The 22,546-nt window shown below is 64.6% G+C and carries 18 protein-coding genes; 14 read left to right on the top strand and 4 right to left on the bottom strand.

Features of this window, described 5'->3' with window-relative positions; translation table 11 throughout:
• Window positions 1-13: 13 nt before the first annotated feature.
• The 8 genes from soxZ (at window position 14) to AC0L2F_RS22690 (ending at window position 6,800) form a co-directional block, all read left to right on the top strand.
• On the top strand, window positions 14-325 hold the full coding sequence (gene soxZ / locus AC0L2F_RS22725) for a thiosulfate oxidation carrier complex protein SoxZ (protein WP_063996422.1): 312 nt from the start codon (window positions 14-16) through the stop codon (window positions 323-325).
• The gene (gene soxA, locus AC0L2F_RS22720) at window positions 325-1,188 is read left to right on the top strand and encodes a sulfur oxidation c-type cytochrome SoxA (RefSeq protein ID WP_473249917.1); all 864 of its coding nucleotides are present in this window, start codon (window positions 325-327) and stop codon (window positions 1,186-1,188) included. Before soxZ ends, soxA begins: the two co-directional genes overlap by 1 nt.
• On the top strand, window positions 1,185-1,490 hold the full coding sequence (locus AC0L2F_RS22715) for a hypothetical protein (RefSeq protein ID WP_007615846.1): 306 nt from the start codon (window positions 1,185-1,187) through the stop codon (window positions 1,488-1,490). Before soxA ends, AC0L2F_RS22715 begins: the two co-directional genes overlap by 4 nt.
• Before the next feature lie 55 nt (window positions 1,491-1,545).
• On the top strand, window positions 1,546-3,297 hold the full coding sequence (gene soxB, locus AC0L2F_RS22710) for a thiosulfohydrolase SoxB (RefSeq protein ID WP_473249916.1): 1,752 nt from the start codon (window positions 1,546-1,548) through the stop codon (window positions 3,295-3,297).
• On the top strand, window positions 3,294-3,752 hold the full coding sequence (locus tag AC0L2F_RS22705) for a DsrE family protein (RefSeq protein ID WP_473249915.1): 459 nt from the start codon (window positions 3,294-3,296) through the stop codon (window positions 3,750-3,752). The genes soxB and AC0L2F_RS22705 overlap by 4 nt, the downstream gene beginning before the upstream one ends.
• A 288-nt stretch (window positions 3,753-4,040) precedes the next feature.
• Complete coding sequence (locus AC0L2F_RS22700) at window positions 4,041-5,078, top strand: MBL fold metallo-hydrolase (RefSeq protein WP_473249914.1); 1,038 nt, start codon at window positions 4,041-4,043, stop codon at window positions 5,076-5,078.
• 75 nt (window positions 5,079-5,153) lie between these two features.
• Window positions 5,154-5,327, top strand: coding sequence for a hypothetical protein (locus AC0L2F_RS22695; RefSeq protein WP_007615856.1), 174 nt, complete (start codon window positions 5,154-5,156; stop codon window positions 5,325-5,327).
• Window positions 5,328-5,591: 264 nt separating this feature from the next.
• Entirely contained in the window at window positions 5,592-6,800 is a 1,209-nt protein-coding gene (locus tag AC0L2F_RS22690; protein ID WP_473249913.1) for an MFS transporter, read from the top strand.
• Window positions 6,801-6,947: 147 nt separating this feature from the next.
• On the opposite strand, the gene AC0L2F_RS22685 is transcribed toward AC0L2F_RS22690, so the two are convergent.
• On the bottom strand, window positions 6,948-8,378 hold the full coding sequence (locus AC0L2F_RS22685) for an MFS transporter (RefSeq protein WP_473249912.1): 1,431 nt from the start codon (window positions 8,376-8,378) through the stop codon (window positions 6,948-6,950).
• A 145-nt stretch (window positions 8,379-8,523) separates the two neighbouring features.
• On the opposite strand from AC0L2F_RS22685, the gene AC0L2F_RS22680 reads away from it, so the two are divergent.
• From AC0L2F_RS22680 to AC0L2F_RS22665, 4 genes are read left to right on the top strand one after another with little or no spacing between them, the layout of a single operon-like run.
• Window positions 8,524-9,177: an ABC transporter ATP-binding protein gene (locus tag AC0L2F_RS22680; RefSeq protein ID WP_473249911.1), complete on the top strand. Its 654-nt coding sequence runs from the start codon at window positions 8,524-8,526 to the stop codon at window positions 9,175-9,177.
• Window positions 9,174-11,636, top strand: coding sequence for an ABC transporter permease (locus AC0L2F_RS22675; protein ID WP_473249910.1), 2,463 nt, complete (start codon window positions 9,174-9,176; stop codon window positions 11,634-11,636). The genes AC0L2F_RS22680 and AC0L2F_RS22675 overlap by 4 nt, the downstream gene beginning before the upstream one ends.
• Window positions 11,626-12,708 carry a lipocalin-like domain-containing protein gene (locus AC0L2F_RS22670; protein WP_473249909.1) on the top strand — a complete coding sequence of 361 codons (1,083 nt, stop codon included), beginning with the start codon at window positions 11,626-11,628 and terminating at the stop codon, window positions 12,706-12,708. Before AC0L2F_RS22675 ends, AC0L2F_RS22670 begins: the two co-directional genes overlap by 11 nt.
• A 27-nt stretch (window positions 12,709-12,735) precedes the next feature.
• Window positions 12,736-13,122 (top strand): MAPEG family protein, encoded by a 387-nt coding sequence (locus tag AC0L2F_RS22665; protein WP_473249908.1) that lies wholly within the window; start codon window positions 12,736-12,738, stop codon window positions 13,120-13,122.
• 157 nt (window positions 13,123-13,279) lie between these two features.
• On the opposite strand, the gene AC0L2F_RS22660 is transcribed toward AC0L2F_RS22665, so the two are convergent.
• The 3 genes from AC0L2F_RS22660 to AC0L2F_RS22650 form a co-directional block, all read right to left on the bottom strand.
• Entirely contained in the window at window positions 13,280-14,473 is a 1,194-nt protein-coding gene (locus AC0L2F_RS22660; protein ID WP_473249907.1) for an ABC transporter substrate-binding protein, read from the bottom strand.
• Window positions 14,474-14,656: 183 nt separating this feature from the next.
• A complete protein-coding gene (locus tag AC0L2F_RS22655) occupies window positions 14,657-17,821 on the bottom strand; it encodes an efflux RND transporter permease subunit (protein WP_473249906.1) in 3,165 nt (1,054 codons plus the stop codon).
• The gene (locus tag AC0L2F_RS22650) at window positions 17,818-19,029 is read right to left on the bottom strand and encodes an efflux RND transporter periplasmic adaptor subunit (protein ID WP_473249905.1); all 1,212 of its coding nucleotides are present in this window, start codon (window positions 19,027-19,029) and stop codon (window positions 17,818-17,820) included. The genes AC0L2F_RS22655 and AC0L2F_RS22650 overlap by 4 nt, the downstream gene beginning before the upstream one ends.
• Window positions 19,030-19,582: 553 nt before the next feature.
• On the opposite strand from AC0L2F_RS22650, the gene AC0L2F_RS22645 reads away from it, so the two are divergent.
• Window positions 19,583-20,737 carry an iron-containing alcohol dehydrogenase gene (locus AC0L2F_RS22645; RefSeq protein ID WP_473249904.1) on the top strand — a complete coding sequence of 385 codons (1,155 nt, stop codon included), beginning with the start codon at window positions 19,583-19,585 and terminating at the stop codon, window positions 20,735-20,737.
• An 18-nt stretch (window positions 20,738-20,755) separates the two neighbouring features.
• A complete protein-coding gene (locus AC0L2F_RS22640; protein ID WP_473249903.1) occupies window positions 20,756-22,303 on the top strand; it encodes an AMP-binding protein in 1,548 nt (515 codons plus the stop codon).
• Window positions 22,304-22,546: the final 243 nt, after the last annotated feature.

Here is a 22,546-nt window from a genome sequence, read left to right as displayed (position 1 = left end):
GAGGAAGATCGAGATGGCATCCAGCATTCGCGTCCGCGCCACCGCCAACGGCGACATCACCGAGGTGCAGGCGCTGATCCAGCACCCCATGGATACCGGCTTCGTCAAGGACGCCAAGGGCGAGCTGATCCCGGCGCATTACATCCAGCAGCTGACATTCGAATGTAACGGCAAGGACGTCTTCGTTGCCGATTGGGGCACCGCGATCTCGAAGGACCCCTATGTCAAGTTCAGCTTCAAGGGGGCCAAGAAGGGCGACGATCTCAAGGTCTCCTGGACCGATAACAAGGGTGCGTCGGACACGACCACCGCGAAGATCTCGTGATGAAGGCCCGCACCTCCATCCTGCTTGGTTCGTTGAGCGCCGCGCTGGTCGCGTTGGCCCTCACCTCTCCGCGCGTGGTGGCGGCCGACAAGGTCGATCCCGTTGCCGATGCCAAGGCGTTCCAGAACTTCTTCTTCCAGAAATTCCCGACCGTGAAGCACGAGGATTTCGTCAACGGTCCCTATTCCATGAACGAGGACATGAAGCGGCAGTGGCAGGAGAAGGAGGAGTTCCCGCCCTACGAGTTCGCGCTCGACGCCGGCAAGGAGATGTTCGCCACCCCGTTCAAGAACGGCAAGACTTATGCCGACTGCTTCCCGAACGGCGGCATCGGCATCCGCCAGAACTATCCTTATTTCGACGAGAAGGAAGGCAAGGTCGTCACGCTGGAGCTGGCGCTCAACCGCTGCCGCGAGGCCAATGGCGAGGCGCCCTACTCCTACGTCAAGGACGAGATGGCCTCGCTCACGGCGTACATGGCCTTCACCTCGCGCGGCAAGCCGATGGACATCAAGATCCCCGACGATCCGCGCGCGCTCGCGGCCTTCGAGAACGGCAAGCGCTATTTCTACACGCGCCGAGGCCAGATGAACTTCTCCTGCGCGAGCTGCCATGTGCAGAGCCCGGGCGAGCGCATCCGCGCCGAGATCCTGGCACCGGCGCTCGGCATTCTGAACGCGATGCCGATCTACCGCTCCGAATGGAGCGGCATGGGCACGACCAGTCGCCGCTTCGTCACCTGCAACAGCCAGACCCGTGCGGTTCCGATGGAGCCGCAGGCCGATGAATACCGCGACGTCGAATACTTCCTGTCCTATGTCGCCAACGGCCTGCCGATATCGGGACCGGGAGCGCGGCCATGAAGCGGTCACTTGCCCTCGCCCTGCTGCTTACCCTCGGCCTCGCGCCGGCGGCGCACGCGGCAAACGAGGCGGATTACAAGACAGCCTATGCCGCCGCCGAAGCCGCCTCCAAGGAGGCTGCCAGCTTGCGCCACCAATGGACCGTGACCGTTTCGGCGCTGGCCGCCGCAAAGAAGGCGGCCGATGGCGGCGATTTCGACCGCGCCGTCGCCGCAGCCAGGGAGGCCGAGGCGCTGGCGAAGGCGTCGATCTTCCAGGCGATGTCCGAAAAAGAAGCCTGGAAGGCGATGGAAATCCGCTAGACTGTTCGCTTGTGCAACAGCCTTGCGACCATGAGAGGGCGCGGAGAATTTCTGGATGGCGATCCGCCGCCGCGATTTCCTGAAGAACGCAGGCCTTGCTGCCGTATCGCTCAGCCTGCCGCGGCTTGCGCGCGGTGCTGAGGCCGCGAGCATTTACGACCTCGAACGGTTCGGCAATGCGCGCATCCTTCACCTCACCGACACGCATGCGCAACTCAATCCGGTCTATTTTCGCGAGCCCAGCGTCAATATCGGGATCGGCGAGATGGCGGGACGGCCGCCGCATCTGGTCGGCCGCGCCTTCCTCGACCGTTTCGGCATCAGGCCCGACAGCGCGGACGCCTATGCCTTCAGCTGCTTCGACTTCGAGAAATCCGCAGGCCGCTTCGGCAAGCTCGGCGGCTTCGCCCATCTGAAGACGCTGATCGACCGCTTGCGCGGCGATGTCGGCGAAAAACGCTCCGTGCTCGTCGACGGCGGCGATCTCTGGCAAGGCACGGGACTCGCCAACACCACGCAGGGCCGCGACATGGTCGAGGCCGCAAACCTGCTCGGTGTCGAGGCGATGACCGGGCATTGGGAATTCACCTACGGCGAGCAGGCGCTGCGCGACAATCTCGCGCGCTTCAAGGGCGAGTTCCTGGCGCAGAACGTTTTCCTGACCGAGGAAGCGGCCTTCAACGACGCCCCCGCCTTCGACAAGGCGACCGGGCGCGTGTTCAAGCCCTCCGTGATCAAGGAGCTCGGCGGCCATCGCGTCGCGATCGTCGGCCAGGCCTTCCCTTACGTGCCGATCGCGCATCCCAGACGGTTCACGCCCGACTGGACCTTCGGCATCCGCGAGGAAGAGCTCCAGAAGCATGTCGACGGCTTGCGCGGCACCGACAAGGTCGATGGGGTCATCCTGTTGTCGCACAACGGCATGGACGTCGATCTCAAGCTCGCAAGCCGCGTCACCGGCATCGACGTCATCCTCGGCGGCCATACCCATGATGCGATCCCGCAGCCCATCGCAGTGAAAAATGCGAGCGGCACGACGCTCGTCACTAATGCGGGCTCCAACGGCAAATTCCTTGCCGTGCTCGATCTCGCGCTCGAAAAAGGCAAGGTCGGCGACGTCAGATATCATCTGCTGCCGGTCTATTCCGAGCTGTTGAAGCCCGATCCTGGGATGGCCGAGCTGATCGGCCGGTTGCGGGCGCCGTACGTCACCGACTGGTCGGAGAAGATTGCGACTCCCGATCGCCTGCTATATCGCCGCGACAATTTCGCCGGCCCGGTCGACGAGCTGATCTGCAGCGCGCTGCGCACCGAGCTCGACGCCGAGATCGCGCTGTCGCCGGGCTTCCGCTGGGGCGTCACCGGGCTGTCCGGCCAGGCGCTGACGATGGAGGATTTGCTCGCGGAAACCGCGATCAGCTATCCCGAGACCTATGTGCAGGAGATGACCGGCGCCCAGATCAAGGACGTGCTGGAAGACGTCTGCGACAACCTTTTCAATACCGATCCCTATTACCAGCAGGGTGGCGACATGGTGCGCGCCGGCGGGCTCAGCTACACCTGTACGCCGACGGCGGCGATCGGCAGCCGCGTCTCGGAGCTGAAGCTCAATGGCGGCAAGGCGCTCAGTGCCAGCCACCGCTACAAGGTCGCGGGCTGGGCCTCGGTCAACGGCCAGCACGGCGCGCCGGTTTGGGATGTGGTGGCAAAATATCTGCGCTCGGGCCGGATGTTTCAGGAGCGGCTCGGCTCCGGCGTCACGCTAAAGGGCGTCGAGGGTAATCCGGGCATTGCGGGACAGGGATGATGCGGTCGCAAACCCTATCCGCGATGCTACTGGCACTGTTCGCCTGGGCGGCGATGCCGCCGGCGTTTGCGCAACAGGTGCCGCTCCAGGACAAGCCGTTCGCCGAGCACAAGATCGTGCTGCAGCTCTCCGATGGCGATGCGAAGAAGCAAGCTCTGGTGCTCAGCGTCGCCAACAATTTGCTGAAGGCCTACGACCCCGACAAGGTCGCGATCGAGGTGGTGGCGTTCGGTCCCGGCATCGATCTCCTGTTCACAGGCAGCGAGCGGCGCAAGCAGGTCGAGAGCCTGATCGCGCAAGGCGTACGCTTCGACATCTGCCTCAACACCGTCGACACGATCGAGCGAGAAACCGGCAAGCGGCCGGAGTTCATCCCCGCCGCCACGCCGGTGCAAGTCGGGGTCGGGCAGATCCTGTTTCTCAGCGAGAACGGGTACACATTGGTGCGGCCGTAATCTTGGGCCCACCCTCGCCTGTCGTCCCGACGCAGGCCGGGCCCCATACCGCGAGGTCTATCGAGTGCGGGCGGTAGGAGCCCTGAACGACGAATCTTCGCCAAATTTCATTCGGTGGCTATGGGTCCCGGCCTTCGCCCGGCCTTCGCCGGGACGACACTGAGTTTGCGGATTGCCCCGAAGCCCAACAATAAAAATCTTCTAAATATTCTCATTTCAACAGCACATTACTTCTCTTTTTGTCCCGCGGCGTAGTAGAATTGGAATCACTCCACGCCGGGTCTTGCCATGATTTTCCGCCAGCTCTTCGACAGTGTTTCGGGTACCTACAGCTATCTCCTGGCGAGCCGCGCCGGCGGCGAGGCGCTGATCCTCGATCCCGTGCTGGAGAAGGTGGACCGCTACTGCCAGCTGCTGCGCGAGCTCGATCTCAAGCTGGTCAAGGCCGTGGACACCCATCTGCACGCCGACCACGTCACCGGCCTCGGCGAGCTGCGCGACCGCACCCATTGCATGACCGTGATGGGCGACCAGACCAAGGCCGACGTGGTGGCGATGCGGGTTGCCGACGGCGACAAGGTGACGATCGAGGGCCTGGCGCTCGACGTGATGTACACGCCCGGCCACACCGACGATTCCTATTCCTATTTGATGGGCGACCGCGTCTTCACCGGCGATACGCTGCTGATCCGCGGCACCGGCCGCACCGATTTCCAGAACGGCTCGTCGCGTGCGCAGTACGATTCGATCTTCAACCGCCTGCTCAAGCTGCCCGACGAGACCATGGTGTTTCCGGCGCATGACTACAAGGGCGACACCGTCTCCACCATCGGCGAGGAGAAGCGCTACAATCCGCGGCTCCAGGTGCGCTCGGTCGACGATTACATCGAGCTGATGGCCAATCTGAAGCTGCCCAACCCGAAGATGATGGACGTCGCGGTGCCCGCCAACATGCATGTCGGCCTGCACCAGGAGGAGCTGGAGAAAGAAGGCCGTGCGCTCCGCGCCGTCGAGGCGATCCGCAGCCTCGGCCGTCCCGATATCCTGCTGGTCGATTTGCGCGAGACCAATGAGCGGACGAAGCACGGCATGCTCGAAGGCGCGCTGCATACGCCCTATCCGTCCGTTGAGGACAGCCTCAAGCCCGGCGGCATGCTGCGCGAGGTCGCGGCCGCCACCGGCCGCCGCGTCGTGTTCTTCTGCGCCTTCGGTGAGCGCTCCGCGATGGCTGTCGCCGCCGCCAAGGAGGCCGGGCTCACCAACACTGCCCACATCGCCGGCGGCATCGATGCCTGGAAGAAGGCCGGCGGGCCGGTGGTGCACTGACGACTTGAGATAAGTCAGGAACCGCACATATCTTCGGGATAGGATCGGGCGCAGCATCACCATCCGGGACCAGCCATGGCCAAGATCGGCAAGCCGAGCGCGCCGCCCAAAATTGCGGACGACACGCCAGCAAAAGACAAGGCGAAGAAGCCTCCGCCTCCGCGCGACACCGACGATGATGATTACGAAGACGGCGACATCGCGACACCAAAGCGCGACCGCTACGGGCCGGATGACGAGCCGTTTTGAGGGCTCGGCTCTTGCCTCGCTCTCAACTGTCGTCCTGGCGAAAGCCAGGATCCATACCGCGTGATCTCTCGATCGTGGATGGTCGCAGTACCGGACCACGAGTTTTCGCCAAACTGCTTCCTGGGGTGATGGGTCCTGGCTTTCGCCAGGACGACGGCGGGGAATCCCCCGCCCCGCGCTACTGCCATGCGCCTGCGTTCATGGACAAATAACCGCTCTGCCCGATAGTTTGCGCGTCTCCAAAGGACGTGAAACGGAACTGCAATGGTCGACGTTCTCGCCGCACCGCAACAAGGCAAGGCGGACAGCGCGCTACGCACGCTGACGGGAATCTCGATCGCGCATTGGGTCAGCCATTTTCATCTGCTGGTCCTGCCGATGCTGTTTCCGTTCCTCAAGAATCAACTCGGCGTCGGCTATGTCGAACTCGGCTTTGCGCTGACGGTGTCGGCCGTGGTGTCGGGGCTGACGCAGGCGCCGACCGGCTATCTCGTCGACCATTTTGGCGCGCGACGGATCCTGCTGGGCGGCCTCACCCTCGGCGGCCTCGCGCTGATCCTGCTCGGCCTGCACCTCAGCTATGCCTCGCTGGTCGCCTGCGCCGTTCTGCTCGGGCTCGCCAACAGCGTCTACCATCCCGCCGATTACGCCATCCTCGCCGAGCACATGGACGAAGGGCGGATGGGCCGCGCTTTCTCGATCCATACCTTTGCCGGCTATTTCGGCGGCGCGGTGGCACCGGCGATCGTCGCCGCGCTGGTCACGGTGTCCGGCGGTACCGGTGCGCTGATCGCATCGGGCGCGATCGGCGTTCTGGTCGCGCTGTTGCTGGTGACCATGAACATTCCCGATGCCGGCGCGCACAAGACCAAGCCAGGCACCGAGAACGCACCCAAACAAGCCGTGATCACGCCGGCGCTGATCACGCTGACGGCACTGTTCATGCTGCTCAGCCTGTCGGTCGCCGGCATCAACAATTTCGGCGTGGTGGCGCTGATGAGTGGCTATGGCGCGACCTATTCCGCGGCCAATGTCGCGCTCACCGCCTTCCTCGGTGCGAGCGCCGCCGGCGTGCTCGCGGGCGGCTTCCTTGCCGACCACACCGAGCGCCACGGCTATGTCGCCGCCGTCTGCTTTGCCGCGAACGCGGCGATCGTGCTGCTGATCGCGCTGGTCACGCTGCCGGGCTGGGCGCTGACCGCCACGATGGCGGCCGCGGGATTCCTCTCCGGCGTGATCGCGCCCTCGCGCGACATGCTGGTGCGCAATGCAGCACCTCCCGGCGCGGCCGGCCGCGCCTTCGGCATCGTCTCCACCGGCTTCAATCTCGGCGGCATCGTCAGCCCGCTGCTGTTCGGCTGGATCATGGACCAGAGCGCGCCGCATTGGGTGTTCGGGGCGTCCGTGATCTTCATGGTCGCGACGGTGGTGCTGTCGCCGTTCACGGAGCGGAAGCGGCCAATCGCGGCTTGAGCAACAAACTCGATGGTCGGGCCATAGCCACCGAAAGGTGTTGTGGCGCGAGCTGGTCAATACCAGTCTTCGCCAAGCTAAAAATCGTGGGTATGGATCCCGGCCTTCGCCGGGATGACAGTTGTGATTGGGTTGGCGGATGCCCCGTTACGTCGGCGACACCGCGCTCTTCAGCGGTGTTGCCTGCGGCGTAGCTCCACCGGTCAGCCTGGCCTTTTCCGTGTTGGGCCAGAGCAGGAGCAGTCCGAGCAGGCCGGAGCCGACCATGATCGCGGCGTTGATGGTGAAGCCGGTCATGTAGCCGTCGAGCATGCTGCCGGCGCGCTGGATCACGCTGCCCATCACCAGCGGCGCGACGATGCCCGAAAGCGTATAGAGCGCACCGTAGATCGCGAGAACCGCGCCGCGCTGCGACGTCGGCGTGAATTCGCCGAGCATGGGCGGGCAGACGACGTAGATCGCGCCGCACAGGCCGGAGCCGACCACAAGCAGGGCGATCTGGAGGCCGGCGCCCTGGACGTGCGGCATCATCGCGAGGATCAGGCCGCCGACGATCAGCGGTACCGAGCCGAGCACGCCGCGCGAAATCCGCGACGTGTAGCCGCGCGCCAGCATCACCTGCGAGATCCAGCCCGTGAGAATGACGATGGTCGCCCCGAACACCCAGGGCAGGATCGAGACGAAGCCCGCCTGAGACTGCGAAAAGCCGAGGCCCTTGACGATGAAGGGCGTGAACCAGGTGAGCCCGAGCGACAGCGCCCAATAGGCGCCGAAGGTCGCGGTCACGCAGCCGATGAACGTGCGCGATGTCAGAAGCTGGAGATAAGGTATTCTAGATTCGATCACGGCCGACGCGTGGGTGTCCAGCGGGCCTTCCTTGCCGAGTGCGAGCCAGGCGGCGACCCAGATCAGCCCTACGATTCCGAGGGCGCCGAATGCATAGTGCCAGGAATGGTTGACGATGATCCAGTTCAGCGCCGGCACCGCCAGGATCACGCCAAAGGCCGAACCCTGCGACAGGATTGCGGTCGGCATCGTGCGCTTCTCGTCGGGGAACCATTTGTAGACTGCGTGCATCGCCACCGAGGCCGCCGGGCCTTCGCCGGCGCCGAGCACGATGCGGCAGACCAGGAGCGTGGTGAACGAGACGGTGCCGACCATCGGAAACTGCGTCAGCGCCCAGATCACCGCGAGCGTCAACAGCACCCAGCGGGTCGGTACCTTGTTGACGATGAAGCCGACCACGATCGCCGAGATCGAGAACAGGAAGAAAAACGACGAGCCAAGCAGGCCGAACTGCTCGGGCTCGAGCTTCAGCTCCGTCATGATCGGAACGCCCGCAAGACCGACGACGATCTTGTCGGCGAAGTTCACCAGCATGAAAAGAAACAGAAGAAATGTAACGGTCCAGGCACCCTTCGGCGTTTCCTTCGGCGTTTCCTTGGGCGTTTGCTTGGGCGTTTGCTTGGGCGTTTGCTTGGGCGTTTGCTTGGGCGTTTGCTTGGGCGTTTGCTTTTGCGCTTCCTTGGACGTCCCCGTCATCTTGCCCGCCGCGGGCTGCGTTGCCTGAGCGCTCATCGTTCTCCCCGTCGTCCCTTTTTGGCACTTTTTTGATGTGATCCTCTTGGGAGCTAACAACGGCTTCAATAGCAACGCAACCCGGCATTTCCGCAGCAAGTGTGCTACGCAGCAATTCCGCTAATTCCGTCCGGCGCCATTCATCGTGCTGAGCATCCGAAACCTCTCCAAGACGTTCTCTTCGGCCGGTGAGCCGGTCCATGTCCTGCGCGGCGTCGATCTCGACCTCAAGGCCGGCGAACGCGTCGCACTGACCGGCGAGTCCGGCAGCGGCAAGAGCACGCTGCTGCACCTGATCGCAGGGCTCGATACCGCCGATGGCGGCACGATCCGGCTGGAAGACACCGAGGTCACCAAATTGTCGGATGCGGGACGCGCGGGCCTGCGGCGCGACCGGATCGGCCTGGTGTTTCAACAATACAACCTGATCCCGAGTTTGTCGGTCGGGGATAATCTGGTGTTTCAGGCGCGGATCGCCGGCCGGTACGACGAGGCTTGGTATAACGAGCTGATCGAGCGTCTCGGGCTTGGCGGGCTGCTCAAGCGTTATCCAGAACAATTATCGGGCGGACAGCAGCAACGGGTCGCGATCGGCCGGGCCCTGGCAACAAAGCCGTCGTTGCTGCTGGCGGACGAGCCGACCGGCAATCTCGACGAGGCCACCGCCGAGGACGTGCTGGCGCTGACGGGCGACCTCGTCACGCGCACCGGCTGCGGCTTTCTGATGGTGACGCACAGCCTGCATCTGGCCGCGACACTCGATCGCCACGTCAACCTGCATGCCGGGCGGATCGCATGAGGCGCGCGCTCTGGGTCCTCGCCGTGCTGCTCAGCCACTGGCGGCGCCACAAGATGCAGTTCGCGACGCTCCTGATCGGGCTGATCGCGGCGACTGCGCTGTGGAGCGGCGTGCAGGCCATCAATCAGCAGGCCCGCAACGCCTATGACCGCGCCGCGGCAACCTTCGGCGGCGCGCGGACGCCGATGCTGGTCGCGCCTGATGCCGCGACTTTTCCGCAGGAGCTGTTCGTCAAGCTCCGCCGCGCCGGCTGGCCGGTCTCGCCGATGCTGGAGGGCCGGGTCCAGGTCAACGGGCGTTCGGTCCGGCTGCTCGGCATCGAGCCGGTGACGCTGCCGGTCGATGTCGGCAACGCACCCCGCCTAGGCGCCGGCGATCTGAGCAGCTTCGTCGCGCCGCCTGGCCAGACGTTGGTGGCGAAGGAAACGCTGAACGACTTGCAGGAGCAGGAGGGCGCGGCACCGGCGATCAGCAACGGCGCAAAACTGCCGCCGCTGCGCGTGCTGCCGCAGCTCGTGCCCGACGTGCTGGTGGTCGATATCGGCGTGGCGCAGCGGCTGCTGAACAAGCCGGACCAGATCTCGCGGCTTCTGATCGGCAAACCGAAGGGCAAGCCTGCGCCATTGGCGAGCGTCGTCGGCGACCGCTTGCAGCGGGTCGAGCCGGATGCGGAGACCGAGCTGGAGCGCCTCACCGACAGCTTTCATCTCAACCTCACCGCGTTCGGCCTGCTGTCGTTCTTCGTCGGTCTCTTCATCGTCAATTCGGCCGTCGGCCTCGCCTTCGAGCAGCGGCTGCCGATGCTGCGTACGCTGCGGGCCTGCGGTGCCTCGGCGCGACTCGTCAACACCGTGCTGGTTGTCGAGCTCGTGGCGCTGTCGCTGGTCGCAGGCCTGATCGGGCTAGCCTGCGGCTATTTCATTGCAGCCGCGCTCTTGCCCGACGTCGCAGCATCCCTGCGGGGACTCTATGGCGCGCAAATCCCGGGGCAGCTCAGCTTGCGACCTGAATGGTGGCTCGCCGGAATCGGCATCAGCATTGCGGGCGCGCTGGTCGCGGCCGCGACCAGCCTGATCAAGGCTGTCAGGATGCCGGTGCTGGCGACCGCGCAGCCGCGCGCCTGGCAACAGAGGCAGCGCCGTTGGCTGATCCTGCAAAGCGGGGCTGCCTGCGCCGTGTTCGCGGTCGCGCTGTTGCTGCTCCAGTACGGGCAATCGCTGATCGCGGGCTTTGGCGTGCTGGCAGCGCTGATGCTCGGCGCCGCGTTGATCCTGCCGGCGTTCCTCGACATCATCTTGCGCGTCGGGCAGCGTTTCGCACGACAGCCGCTTGCCCTGTGGTTCTGGGCGGACAGCCGGCAGCAGCTCTCGGGTTTGTCGCTGGCGCTGATGGCGCTGCTGCTCGCGCTCGCCGTCAATGTCGGGGTGTCCACCATGGTGGAAACGTTCAGCCGCACGTTCATCGGTTGGCTCAACGGGCGGCTCGCGGCCGACGTCTACATCAGCGCCTCCGACAATGCCAAAGGCGTCGCGATCCGCAACTGGCTGAAGGAGCGCAGCGATGTCGAGGCGATGCTGTCGGGCGGACGCGCCGAGGCGCAGGTACATGGGCAGCCGGTGGAATTGCTTGGCCTGCCCGATCACGCGCTCTATCGCGAGCGCTGGCCGCTGCTGGAAGCCGCGCCGCGTGCCTGGACCCGGCTCATACCCGGCAATGCCGCGTTCATCAGCGAGCAGTTGAGCCGCCGCCTCAACGTCCGCGTGGGCGATGTCGTTGACGTTCCGGCGCCGGGCGGAACCTGGGAGCTCGACATCGTCGGCATCTATGCCGACTACGGCAACCCCAAGGGCCAGCTTGCGGTGAACGTCGCGGCGCTGATCCGGCAATTTCCGCAGACGCCGCAGACACGCATCGGCCTGATCGTCGCGAAGGAAAACATCCCCGTCCTAATTGCGGCGCTGCAGAAGCAGTTTGCGCTCGACGACCGCAGCGTCGCCGACCAGGCGACGGTGAAGGCCGAGTCGATCCGGATCTTCAATCGCACCTTTGCGGTGACGTCGGCGCTGAACGCATTCACGCTCGGCGTCGCCGGGATTGCGCTTCTGACCAGCCTTCTCACACTGGCGAACTCGCGCCTGCCGCAGCTTGCGCCGCTCTGGGCGATCGGCATCACGCGGTCGCGCCTTGCCGCGATCGAATTGACCAAGACGCTGTCGGTTGCGCTGTTCACGTCGCTCCTGGCCGTACCGCTCGGGCTGCTGGTGGCGTGGTGCCTGATCGCGATCGTCAACGTCAAGGCGTTCGGCTGGCGGCTGCCTTTCCATGTGTTTCCGTTGCAACTCGTCGAGCTGGTCGCGGTCGCGCTGTTCGCCTCGTTGCTTGCCGCCCTGCTGCCGATGATCCGACTGGCCCGAATGCAGCCGGCTAGCCTCGTCAAGGTGTTTGCCAATGAGCGCTGACAGGATCTCGCGGCGCACCTTCGCCGGTGGAATCGCCGCCCTCGCGGCTGTTCGCCGTGCGGGCGCGCAAGGCTACGCGGGGCTCGGCGAGAACGCCGACGGCTTTGCTAAAGTGACGCCGGGAAAGACGTTCGCCTTTCCGGGCGATCACGGGCCGCATCCGGAGTTTCGGATCGAGTGGTGGTATCTCACGGCGAATCTCGTAGACGCCAGTGGCGCCGCGTGCGGCCTGCAATGGACGCTGTTTCGCCAGGCAACGCAGCCGGGGCCGCAGGGTGAACGCTGGGCCAATCAACAGGTGTGGATGGCGCATGCGGCGGTGACGCGCGCCGACACCCATCGTTTCAGCGAGCTGTTTTCCCGCGGCGGTGTGGGGCAGGCCGGCGTCACGGCGAAGCCGTTCTCAGCCTGGATCGACGATTGGGAGATGAACGGATCCGAGCACACCGGCGATCGAACCCTCGCGCCGCTGACGCTGAAGGCCTCCGGCGCCGACTTCAGTTACGCGCTGACGCTCGAGACCGATCGTCCAGTGGTGTTGCAGGGCGACGGCGGCTACAGCCGCAAGTCGGAGCGCGGGCAGGCTTCCTACTATTACAGCCAGCCGTTCTATCGCGCCCGTGGCACCCTCACCATCGACGACAGGCCGGTCGATGTTTCCGGCCAGGCCTGGATGGACCGCGAATGGAGCAGCCAACCGCTCGACGCCGACCAGACCGGCTGGGACTGGCTGTCGCTGCATCTCGCGTCCGGCGACAAGCTGATGCTGTACCGGTTGCGCCAGAAGGATGGCAGGGACTATCCATTCGGCAACTGGATCAGCGCGACAGGCGAGACGCAGATGATCGCGGGTGCCGATATCCAGATGATTCCAAAGGCGACGGCTGAGGTGGCAGGGCGCGAGCTGCCGGTCGAATGGCAGATCGCGGTCCATTCGCGCTCGTTCTCGATCCAGTGCAAGCCGCTCAATCCAAAGGCGTGGATGGGGACCGGTTTTTCCTATTGGGAAGGACCGATCAGCTTTGCCGGCACCCATGACGGCGTTGGCTATCTCGAGCTGACCGGGTATTGAACCGGGACCTCTTCGAAGGGACTAGCGATGTATCACCTCACCGCCCTCGTCACGCTGCTGGCGATCCTGTTCTACTTCTTCACCACCATCAACGTGTCGCGCTCGCGCACCAAAACCGGCGTCAAGGTGCCGGCAATGTCGGGCCATCCGGATTTCGAGCGCGCGTTCCGGATCCAGATGAACACGCTGGAATGGATGCCGATCTTCCTGCCGTCGCTCTGGCTGTTCGCGATTTACATCAATGATGCCGGTGCAGCAGCGATCGGTGCGATCTGGATTGCCGGCCGCATCGTCTACTTCATCGGCTATTCGAAGGCCGCCGCAAAACGCGGCCCGGGATTTTTCATTCAGGGCATCGCGGCCATTGCGCTGTGGGCGGGGGCGCTGGGAGCGGCGGTGCTGCGGCTGGTGTGAGGGGCGGGCCGTTCCTACACACTCGGCGTCGTCCTGGCGAAAGCCAGGACCCATAGCCGCGGGATGTGGTTATGGGCACGATGGTGGCACAATTTGTTTCAACAATTGCCGGCTGGGGTAATGGGTCCTGGCTTTCGCCAGGACGACATAAATAGTCTCACTTCGTCAGCGGGCAGCCGCTCTCCTTGGCGGTGAAGAACGCCTTCTCGCCGGGAACGACCGCGAGCTGCTTGTAATAGTCCCAGGGCTTCTTCGATTCGGAGGGCTTCTTGACTTCGAACAGATACATGTCGTGCACCATGCGGCCGTTCTCGAGCACCTTGCCGCCTTGCGCGAAGTCGTCGTCGACCGGCAGTTCCTTCAGCTTCTTGGCGACCGCATCCGGATCCTTGGTGCCGGCGGCCTTCACTGCTTTGAGATAGCTCAGCGTCGCCGAATAGGTGCCGGCCTGGATCATGTTCGGCATCCGGCCGGTGCGCTTGAGAAAGCGTTCGCCGAGATTGCGGGTGCGGTCGTTGATATCCCAGTAATAGCCCTCGGTCAGCACCAGGCCCTGCGCGGCCTGCAAGCCGAGGCCGTTCACTTCGGCGAGCGTCATCAAGAGGCCCGCGAGCTTCTGGCCACCGGAGACGATGCCGAACTCGGACGCCTGCTTGATCGAGTTGGTGGTGTCGAGGCCGGCATTGGCAAGGCCGACGATCTTCGCCTTCGAGCTCTGGGCCTGGAGCAGGAAGGAGGAAAAGTCCGAGGAGTTGAGCGGCACGCGCACCGAGCCAAGCACCTTGCCGCCATTGGCCGTGACGATCTCGCTGGTGTCCTTTTCCAGCGCGTAGCCGAAGGCGTAGTCCGCGGTCAGGAAGAACCAGCTATCGCCGCCGGCCTTGGTCAGCGAGCCGCCGGTGCCGACACCGAGCGCACGGGTGTCATACGCCCAGTGGAAACCGTAGGGCTGGCAGGCATCGCCGGTGAGGCGCGAGGTCGCAGCGCCGACGACGATGTCGATCTTCTTCTTTTCCTTGGAGAGCTCGTGGATCGCGAGCGCGACCGACGAGGTCGTCAGCTCCGTGATCATGTCGACGTTCTCGACGTCGTACCAGCGGCGCGCGATCGAGGTGGCGAGATCCGGCTTGTTCTGGTGGTCGGCGGTGACGAGTTCCACCTTCTGGCCGAGCACCTCGCCGCCGAAATCCTCGATCGCCATCCTGGCGGCCTCGACCGACCATTTGCCGCCGTAATCGGCATAGACGCCGGACTGGTCGTTGAGGATGCCGATCTTGACGCCTTGCGCGGAGGCCGGCGCGGCCAGCAGCAAAGCCGAAATTGCGACAGCGGCCAAAAGTGTTGATTTCATAGGTTAGCTCCCAGCAGTTTTCTGTTTTGAAATCGCGCGGATACTAGTGAAGAACCCCGGCGGTGCCCATCCATTGCATGTTGGTCGTTAGTATGGAGGTGTGCACCAAAGAAGCGGTGTCGTCCCGGCGAAGGCCGGGACGACACTGTGGGTGTTGATGCGATGGCGCTGCACTGACTACGATCAGCCCACCGCCTTCGGCTTCCCCTCGTTCTTCCCCTCGGCCAGGTTCCTCACCACCACGTAGAAGATCGGCGTGAACAACAGCCCGAACAGGGTGACACCGATCATGCCGAAGAACACGGCGACGCCGACGGCTTGCCGCATCTCCGAGCCGGAGCCGGACGAGATCACCAGCGGCAGCACGCCGAGGATGAAGGCGAAGGACGTCATCAGGATCGGCCGCAGGCGCAGGCGGCAGGCATCGATCACGGCCTCCAGCCGCGGCTTGCCTTCTTTCTCGATGTCGCGGGCAAACTCGACGATCAGGATCGCGTTCTTTGCCGCCAGCCCCACCAGCACGACGAAACCGATCTGGGTGAGGATGTTGACGTCCTGCCCCATGATGCGCACGCCGATGGTGGCGGCCAACAGGCACATCGGCACGATCAGGATCACCGCGAACGGCAAGGTCCAGCTGCCATATTGCGCGGCGAGCACGAGATAGACGAACAGCACGCAGATCGGGAACACGTAGAGACCCGCATTGCCGCCAGTGATCTGCTGGTAGGACAGATCGGTCCATTCGAAGCTGAAGCCGCTTGGCAGGGTGTCATCGGCGAGCTTCTTGATCGCGTTGAGCGCGGTGGTCGAGCTGGTGCCCGGCGCCGGCTCGCCCTGGAGCTCGGATGCCGCATAGAGATTGTAGCGAGCGACGCGGTCGGGGCCGGAGATGTCCTTGAAGTCGACCACGCTGCCGAGCATCACCATGTCGCCGGAGGCGTTGCGCGTCCGCAGCCGCGCAAGATCGCTCGGCTCTTTTCGGAACGGGAAGTCGGCCTGTGCGGTGACGTGGTAGGTGCGGCCGAACAGGTTGAAGTCGTTGACATAGGTCGATCCGAAATAGGTCTGGATCGTGTCGTTGATGTTGGCGATGGGGACGCCGAGCTTCTGCGCCTTGGTGCGGTCGATATCGACGAAGAGCTGCGGCGTATTGGCCGAGAATGGCGAGAACACCGTGGGAGCGAGCAGCGCGGGCGATTTTCGCGCCGCGGCGACAAGCTCGTCGGTGGCCGCGGCGAGCAGCTCCGGCCCGCGGCCTTGGCGGTCCTGGATGCGGATGGCGAAGCCGCCGCCGGTGCCGATGCCGGGCACGGCCGGTGGCGGAATGACAATGATGAACGCGCCCTGGATTGCAGCGAGCCGCTTGCGCAGCTCGCCCGTGATGGCGTTCGCAGTCAGCCCCTTCTTGATCCGCGCCTCGGGCTCGTCGAACACCGGGAAGAGCGCCGCCGCGTTGCCGGCCTGCGTCCGCGTCGCGCCGGAGAAGCCGGCGAAAGCGGCGACGCGGATGATACCCGGCGTATCCAGCGCGATCCGCTCGATCTCGCGCACGACCTCGGTGGTGCGTGCCAGCGAAGCGGCACCCGGCAATTGCACGGAGATGATGACGTAGCCGCGGTCCTGCGCCGGAATAAAGCCTTGCGACGTGGTCCCGATCAGCCAGCCGGCGCTGCCGATCAGCACGACGTAGATCAGGATCATCACCGCGGAATGGCGGATCACGAAATTGGCGAGGCCGGCATAGCCATGCGCGAGCCGGTCGAACACGCGGTTAAACACGCCCGTGAAAGCGTTCCAGCCGCGTGCAACAAGATTCCAGCGCGCCGGCGGCCGTTTCTCCTCATGCGGGACGAGGAGAAGCGAGGCCAGCGCCGGCGATAGCGTCAACGAGCAGAAACAGGAGATTGCGGTCGCGACCGCAATGGTGACGGCGAATTGCTGAAAGAACTGCCCTGAGATGCCGCCCAGAAACGCAGTCGGGACGAACACCGCGCACAGCACCAGCGCGATCGACACCAATGCGCCGCCCACCTCCTCCATCGTCTTCAGCGCGGCATCGCGCCGGCTCATGCCATGCTCGAGATGCCGCTCGACATTCTCGACCACCACGATGGCGTCGTCGACCACGATACCGACGGCGAGAACGAGCCCGAACAGCGTGAGATTGTTGATCGAGAAGCCGAGCGCCGCCATCACCGCGAAGGTGCCGACCAGTGAAACCGGGATCGCGATGATCGGGATGATCGCGGGCCGCCATCCCTGCAGGAACACCAGCACCACGACGACCACGAGCAACATGGCCTCGTAGATGGTCTTGATCAGCTCATGGACGGATTGCGCGATGAACTCGGTCGGGTTGTAGCCGATATTGAAGTCGAGGCCCTTCGGAAAGGTCTCCTTCAGCTTCGTCATCGTGTCCGAAATGTGCTTCGCGGTCGCGAGCGCGTTCGATCCCGGTCGCTGCGTCACCAGCATCGCGACCGCCGATTTGCGCAGCAGGAAGCTGTTGGTGGAGTAGGCGAGAGCACCGAGCTCGATACGGGCGACGTCGCGCAGGCGCACCGTGCGGCCGTCGGAGCCGGCCTTGATCAGGATGTCCTCGAACTGCTTCTGGTCTTTCAATCGCCCCGTGAAGGTGAGGTTCGGCTGGAAGGCGCGGTCGGCGATCGGCGGTTCGGCGATCTGGCCGCCCGCGATCTGCACGTTCTGCGCACGGATCGCGGCGAGCACTTCGGCCGACGTCAGGCCGAGATTGGCGATCCGGTCAGGATCGAGCCATAGCCGCATCGAATAATCGCGTGCACCGAAGATCTGGATGTCGCCGACGCCGTCGATCCGGAGCAGCTGGTCGCGGACCTGGAGCAGCGCGTAGTTGGAGATGTAGAGCTGGTCGAAGGTGTCGTCCGGCGACAGCATGAACACGACCATCAGAATGTCAGGCGAGTTCTTGCGCGTCGTGACGCCGTTGCGCTGAACCTCTTCAGGCAGGCGCGGCTGCGCGATGGCAACGCGGTTCTGCACCAGCACCTGAGCCTTGTCGAGATCGGTGCCGAGCTTGAAAGTGACGGTGATGGTGAGCTGGCCGTTCGAGGTCGCCTGGCTGTAGAGATACAGCATGTCCTCGACGCCGTTGATCTCCTGCTCGATGGGAGCTGCAACCGTGTCGGACACCGTCTGCGCGGAGGCGCCCGGATATTGCGTGGTGACGACGACGGTCGGCGGCACCACTTGCGGATATTCGGAGACAGGCAGCGTGGTGTAAGCGAGCGCGCCGACGATCAGCAGCACGATCGACAGCACCATCGCGAGAATGGGCTGGTTGATGGAGAGACGGCCGAGGTTCATGACTTGTCACCGGGCTTGCCGCCGGCTGGCGCAGTCTGCGGGGCGACCTTGGCGCCGACACGGGCGCGCTGGATGCCGTTGACGATGACACGGTCCTCCGCCTTCAGCCCTTCGCGGATCACGCGCAGGCCGTCGTCGAGCGGCCCTAGAGTCACGGGACGCGCCTCGACAGTGTCGTCCGGCTTCACCACGAACACGATCTTGCGGGACTGGTCGGTCGCAACCGCGACGTCGGGAATCAGAAGCGCCTCATATGGCGCGCTGCCGATCAGGCGGACGCGACCGAACTGACCCGGCAGGATCGACAGATCGGTGTTCTTGATCACGGCGCGGCTGCGCAGCGTGCCGGTGGAGACATCGAGGCGGTTGTCGAGGAAATTGATGCTGCCTTCACGGGATGGTTTCGTCTCGCCCGCGAGCGTCACCTGCACAGGGTTCGCCGTATCGCGCGAACTCGGGCGGCGGCCTTCGAACCACAGCTTGCTGTATTTGATGAAGGTCGCCTCATCCATGTCGAAATAGATATAGATCGGGTCGAGCGTCACGATCGAGGTGAGCAGCGTCGACGTTCCGGTATCGCTGCCCTGCACGAGATTGCCAGGGCTGACAAGGTGGCGGCTGACGCGACCGGTCAGCGGCGCCGTCACATGCGTGAATTCGATGTTGAGCTTGGCGACTTTGAGCGCACCCTCGGCCTGTGTTTCGGCAGCGTGCGCGGCCTGCAAGGCCTGACGGCGCTGATCGACCACCTGCTCGGAGACGGCGCTGGTCTGCACCAGGCTCAAACCGCGATCGAGCTCACGCTTTGCAAGCTCTACCTTGGCACGCGCATCGGAAAGCTGCCCCTCGGCCTGCGTGGCCACCGCCTCGAATGGACGCGGGTCGATGACGTAGAGCAGATCGCCCTGATGCACGATGGCGCCATCCTGGAATTCGACAGAGTTGACGAACCCGCCGACGCGCGGGCGGACCTGCACCTCCTCCATCGCCTCGAAGCGGCCGGTGAACTCGTCCCAATCGGTGACAGTGCGCTTGACCGGCTGGGCGACGGTCACCGGCGCGGGCGGCGGCGCGGCCGCTTGCGGGGTCGGCTGACCACAGCCCGCAAGACCGAATGCCGCGGCGAGTAGCCCGGCGATCACGCGAGGTCGAGGCGAAACGAAATCGTGCTTTTTGACAAACTGCTCGCTTCCGTCCGGTCCGTTCATCCCAGGTCCTCGCATAAAAACCGCGGAAATAGCAGGGTACGCCTGTACCCGCGGGCGCCACAAGATGGGTTTCAATGATGAACTCTTCAAGACCACCGCACGCGCAATGCTCGGAGGAATGCCCCGGCCGGATGACGGGTTGACAGGGCTTGTTCGCCTCTCCCGGTAAACCGCAAGGCAATCGCATATGGATTTCACGAGGACCGCGCGGGCTTGCTCCGCCTCTCCCGCTTGCGGGAGAGGCCGACGCGCCCCGGGCGATGCGCAGCATCGTCCCACGCGCGGCGGGTGAGGGCTCTCACCACACAGGGACATCCACTGCAATTCTCGATAATCCCGACGCGGAGACACCCCCACCCCAGCCCTCCCCCGCTAAGCGGGAGAGGGAGCCCACTGCCAATGCTGCCGCATCGCGAACGTCATATGCAATTGCCCGGCGGTAAACCGGGGGAGGAAGATGAGAGAGCGACAGCGTCTTCGCACATGACGGGCGGAGCCGGCTCAGCTAGATTACCCCTCATAAAACAAGACGAATTGTCCGGGGAGGACTGGTGTGCACCAGGGACGTGTCGTTTACGGCGCGATCGAGGAAGTCGTGTTCGGCCACCCCGCGGCCGAGGCCGTGGTCGCGCAGATGGATCGGCTGGGGACGCGCCACGCCTTCCTGATGGTGTCGGGCACGCTCAACCGGCAGACCGACGAAATCGCGAAGATCAAACAGGCCCTGGGCACACGCTGCGCGGGCGTCTTCGACGCCATGCCGGCGCACACCCCGCGCGAGGCGGTGATCGCCGCCACCAATGCGGCGCGCGAAGCGGGCGCCGACCTGATCGTCACCGTGGGCGGCGGCTCGATCACCGACGGCGCCAAGGCGGTGCAGCTCTGCCTCGCCAACGGCATCGACGATGTCGACGGCATCGAGCGCATCCGCGTGCACAAGGGCGTCGCGCCCGAGATGACGGCGCCGACCGTGCGTCAGATCAGCGTCCCGACCACGATCGCCGGCGGCGAGTTCAGCTCGATCGCAGGCGTCACCGACCGCACCGCCCATGTGAAACAGATGCTACGGCATCCACTCAGCGTTCCGCGCGCGACCATCCTCGATCCCGCCATCACCGTGCACACGCCGGAATGGCTGTTCCTCTCGACCGGCATCCGCGCCATCGATCATTGCGTCGAGGCGATCTGCTCGCGCGAGACGCATCCCTATGCCGACGCGCAGTCGGTCAAGGGCCTCGCCATGCTCGCCGACGCGCTGCCACGGGTGAAGGCTGACCCTGCTGACCTCGACGCGCGAATGGATGCGCAGATCGGCACCTGGCTGTCGATGGGCGCGCTCGCCGCCGGTGTGCCCATGGGCGCGAGCCACGGTATCGGCTACGTGCTGGGCGCGGCCTTCGACGTGCCGCATGGCTACACCTCCTGCATCATGCTGCCGGCCGTGATGCGCTGGAATGCGCCCGACAATGCCGAGCGCCAGATGATCGTCGCGGCCGCGATGGGCTTTCCCGGCCACGCGGCGGCTGACGTGCTCGATGCCTTCATCCGTTCGCTCGGTATGCCGCGCAGCCTCGCCGAGGTGCGCGTCACGCCGGAGCATTTCGACGCCATCGCCGAGCAGGCGATGCGCACGCCCTGGGTGCCGCGCAACCCGCGCAAGATCGACGGCCCCGCGCAGGTGCGCGAAATCCTGCTTCTTGCCGCATGATCTAAAGCCGGAGGACCGATGTACCCAGGTCAGCATGCCCGCCTGCGCCCGCTCCAGCCCGCCTTCATCATGGCGGCGACCGGCGAGGCCGTCACCTATCGTGAGCTCGATGCGCGCAGCAATCGCCTTGCGCATCTGTTCCGCAAGCACGGCCTGAAGCGGCTCGACCACTTTTCGATCTTCATGGAGAACAACTCCCGCTATCTCGAAGCCTGCGGCGCGGGCGAGCGCTCCGGCCTCTACTACACCTGCATCAACTCGTTGACGCCGGGCGAGCTCGCTTATCTCCTCGTCAACAGCCAGTCGAAAATCCTGATCACGTCGGTGGCGAAGCTCGACATCGCGCGCGAGGCGATCAGGGTCTGCCCCGACATCAGGCTGTGCATCGTCGCCGACGGCCCGGGCGAGAGTGAGCGCATCGTCGGCCTCACCGAGGTGACCGCCGAGTTGCCGACGACGCCGATCCCGGATGAATGGCTCGGCACCGCCATGCTGTATTCATCGGGCACGACGGGACGGCCGAAGGGGATTATTCGCCCGCTGCCGGAGGAGCCGCCGAAGCACAATCTGCCGCTGTTCGAGTTCCTGACAAAGCTCTGGCAATACCGCGAGGGCATGATCTACCTCTCGCCCGCGCCGCTCTATCACTCCGCGCCGCAGGCCGCGGTCAATTTGACGATCCGGATGGGCGGCACCGCGATCATCATGGAGAATTTCGATCCCGAGCGTTACCTCCAGCTCGTCGAGCATTGGGGTATCACCCACACCCAGCTCGTACCGACGATGTTCTCGCGCATGCTCAAGCTGCCGGAGGAGGTGCGCACGCGCTATGACCTGTCGTCGCTCGAAATCGCGATCCATGCCGCCGCGCCGTGCCCCGCCATGGTGAAGGACGACATGATCAAATGGTGGGGACCGATCATCCACGAATATTACGGCGCGACCGAAGGCCTTGGCTTCACCGCCTGCAACAGCGCGGAATGGCTCGCCCATCGCGGCACCGTCGGCAAGGTGCTGCTTGGCGACCTCCATATTCTCGACGAGAGCATGAAGCCATGCCCGACCGGCACGCCAGGACAGGTCTGGTTCAAGACGGCCTCGCCGTTCGAATATTTCAACGACCCGGAGAAGACCAAGGAGGCGCGCTCGGCCGACGGCAGCATGAGCACGGTTGGCGATGTCGGCTATGTCGACGAGGACCGCTTCCTCTATCTAACGGACCGGGCGACCTTCATGATCATCTCCGGCGGCGTGAACATCTATCCGCAGGAGTGCGAGAATCTGCTGATCACCCATCCGAAGGTCGCGGACGCCGCGGTGTTCGGCGTGCCCAATCCCGATCTCGGCGAAGAGGTGAAGGCGGTGGTGCAGCCGATGCCCGGCATCGTGCCGGGCCCGGCGCTCGCCGACGAGCTGATCGCGTTCTGCGGGGCGTCGCTGTCGCGGCAAAAGGTGCCGCGCTCGGTCGATTTCGAAAAGGAGTTGCCGCGGCTGCCGACGGGGAAGCTGTACAAGCGGCTGCTGCGGGACCGGTATTGGGGGAACAAGGCGTCGAGGATTGTGTGAAGACCGCCGTCGTCCTGGCGAACGCCAGGACCCATACCGCGTGATCTCACGAGTGAAGAAGGTAGCAATACCGAACGACCATCTTCGCCAAACACCTCCTTGAGGTGATGGGTCCTGGCGTTCGCCAGGACGACGCGGGAGGGACGTCTCTCAATTTGTGAGAGAACCCCCTGCGGCCTTGCGTCATCCGAATTGCCGAGAGAGTAGCAGACCTTGCCGGTTGCCTCACCGCGCACGCGTCGC

Source organism: Bradyrhizobium sp. Ken64, from assembly GCF_055807555.1.
This window is presented reverse-complemented; position numbering and strand designations above follow the sequence as displayed.

Bases quoted from the DNA above. Each gene is read 5' to 3' on its own strand.
- AC0L2F_RS22660 (WP_473249907.1), bottom strand. From the start codon at position 14,473: ATGAAATCAACACTTTTGGCCGCTGTCGCAATTTCGGCTTTGCTGCTG.
- soxZ (WP_063996422.1), top strand. From the start codon at position 14: ATGGCATCCAGCATTCGCGTCCGCGCCACCGCCAACGGCGACATCACC.
- AC0L2F_RS22650 (WP_473249905.1), bottom strand. From the start codon at position 19,029: ATGAACGGACCGGACGGAAGCGAGCAGTTTGTCAAAAAGCACGATTTC.
- AC0L2F_RS22670 (WP_473249909.1), top strand. From the start codon at position 11,626: ATGAGCGCTGACAGGATCTCGCGGCGCACCTTCGCCGGTGGAATCGCC.
- AC0L2F_RS22700 (WP_473249914.1), top strand. From the start codon at position 4,041: ATGATTTTCCGCCAGCTCTTCGACAGTGTTTCGGGTACCTACAGCTAT.
- AC0L2F_RS22655 (WP_473249906.1), bottom strand. From the start codon at position 17,821: ATGAACCTCGGCCGTCTCTCCATCAACCAGCCCATTCTCGCGATGGTG.
- AC0L2F_RS22685 (WP_473249912.1), bottom strand. From the start codon at position 8,378: ATGAGCGCTCAGGCAACGCAGCCCGCGGCGGGCAAGATGACGGGGACG.
- AC0L2F_RS22695 (WP_007615856.1), top strand. From the start codon at position 5,154: ATGGCCAAGATCGGCAAGCCGAGCGCGCCGCCCAAAATTGCGGACGAC.
- AC0L2F_RS22640 (WP_473249903.1), top strand. From the start codon at position 20,756: ATGTACCCAGGTCAGCATGCCCGCCTGCGCCCGCTCCAGCCCGCCTTC.
- AC0L2F_RS22665 (WP_473249908.1), top strand. From the start codon at position 12,736: ATGTATCACCTCACCGCCCTCGTCACGCTGCTGGCGATCCTGTTCTAC.
- soxA (WP_473249917.1), top strand. From the start codon at position 325: ATGAAGGCCCGCACCTCCATCCTGCTTGGTTCGTTGAGCGCCGCGCTG.
- AC0L2F_RS22690 (WP_473249913.1), top strand. From the start codon at position 5,592: ATGGTCGACGTTCTCGCCGCACCGCAACAAGGCAAGGCGGACAGCGCG.
- AC0L2F_RS22715 (WP_007615846.1), top strand. From the start codon at position 1,185: ATGAAGCGGTCACTTGCCCTCGCCCTGCTGCTTACCCTCGGCCTCGCG.
- AC0L2F_RS22705 (WP_473249915.1), top strand. From the start codon at position 3,294: ATGATGCGGTCGCAAACCCTATCCGCGATGCTACTGGCACTGTTCGCC.
- soxB (WP_473249916.1), top strand. From the start codon at position 1,546: ATGGCGATCCGCCGCCGCGATTTCCTGAAGAACGCAGGCCTTGCTGCC.
- AC0L2F_RS22675 (WP_473249910.1), top strand. From the start codon at position 9,174: ATGAGGCGCGCGCTCTGGGTCCTCGCCGTGCTGCTCAGCCACTGGCGG.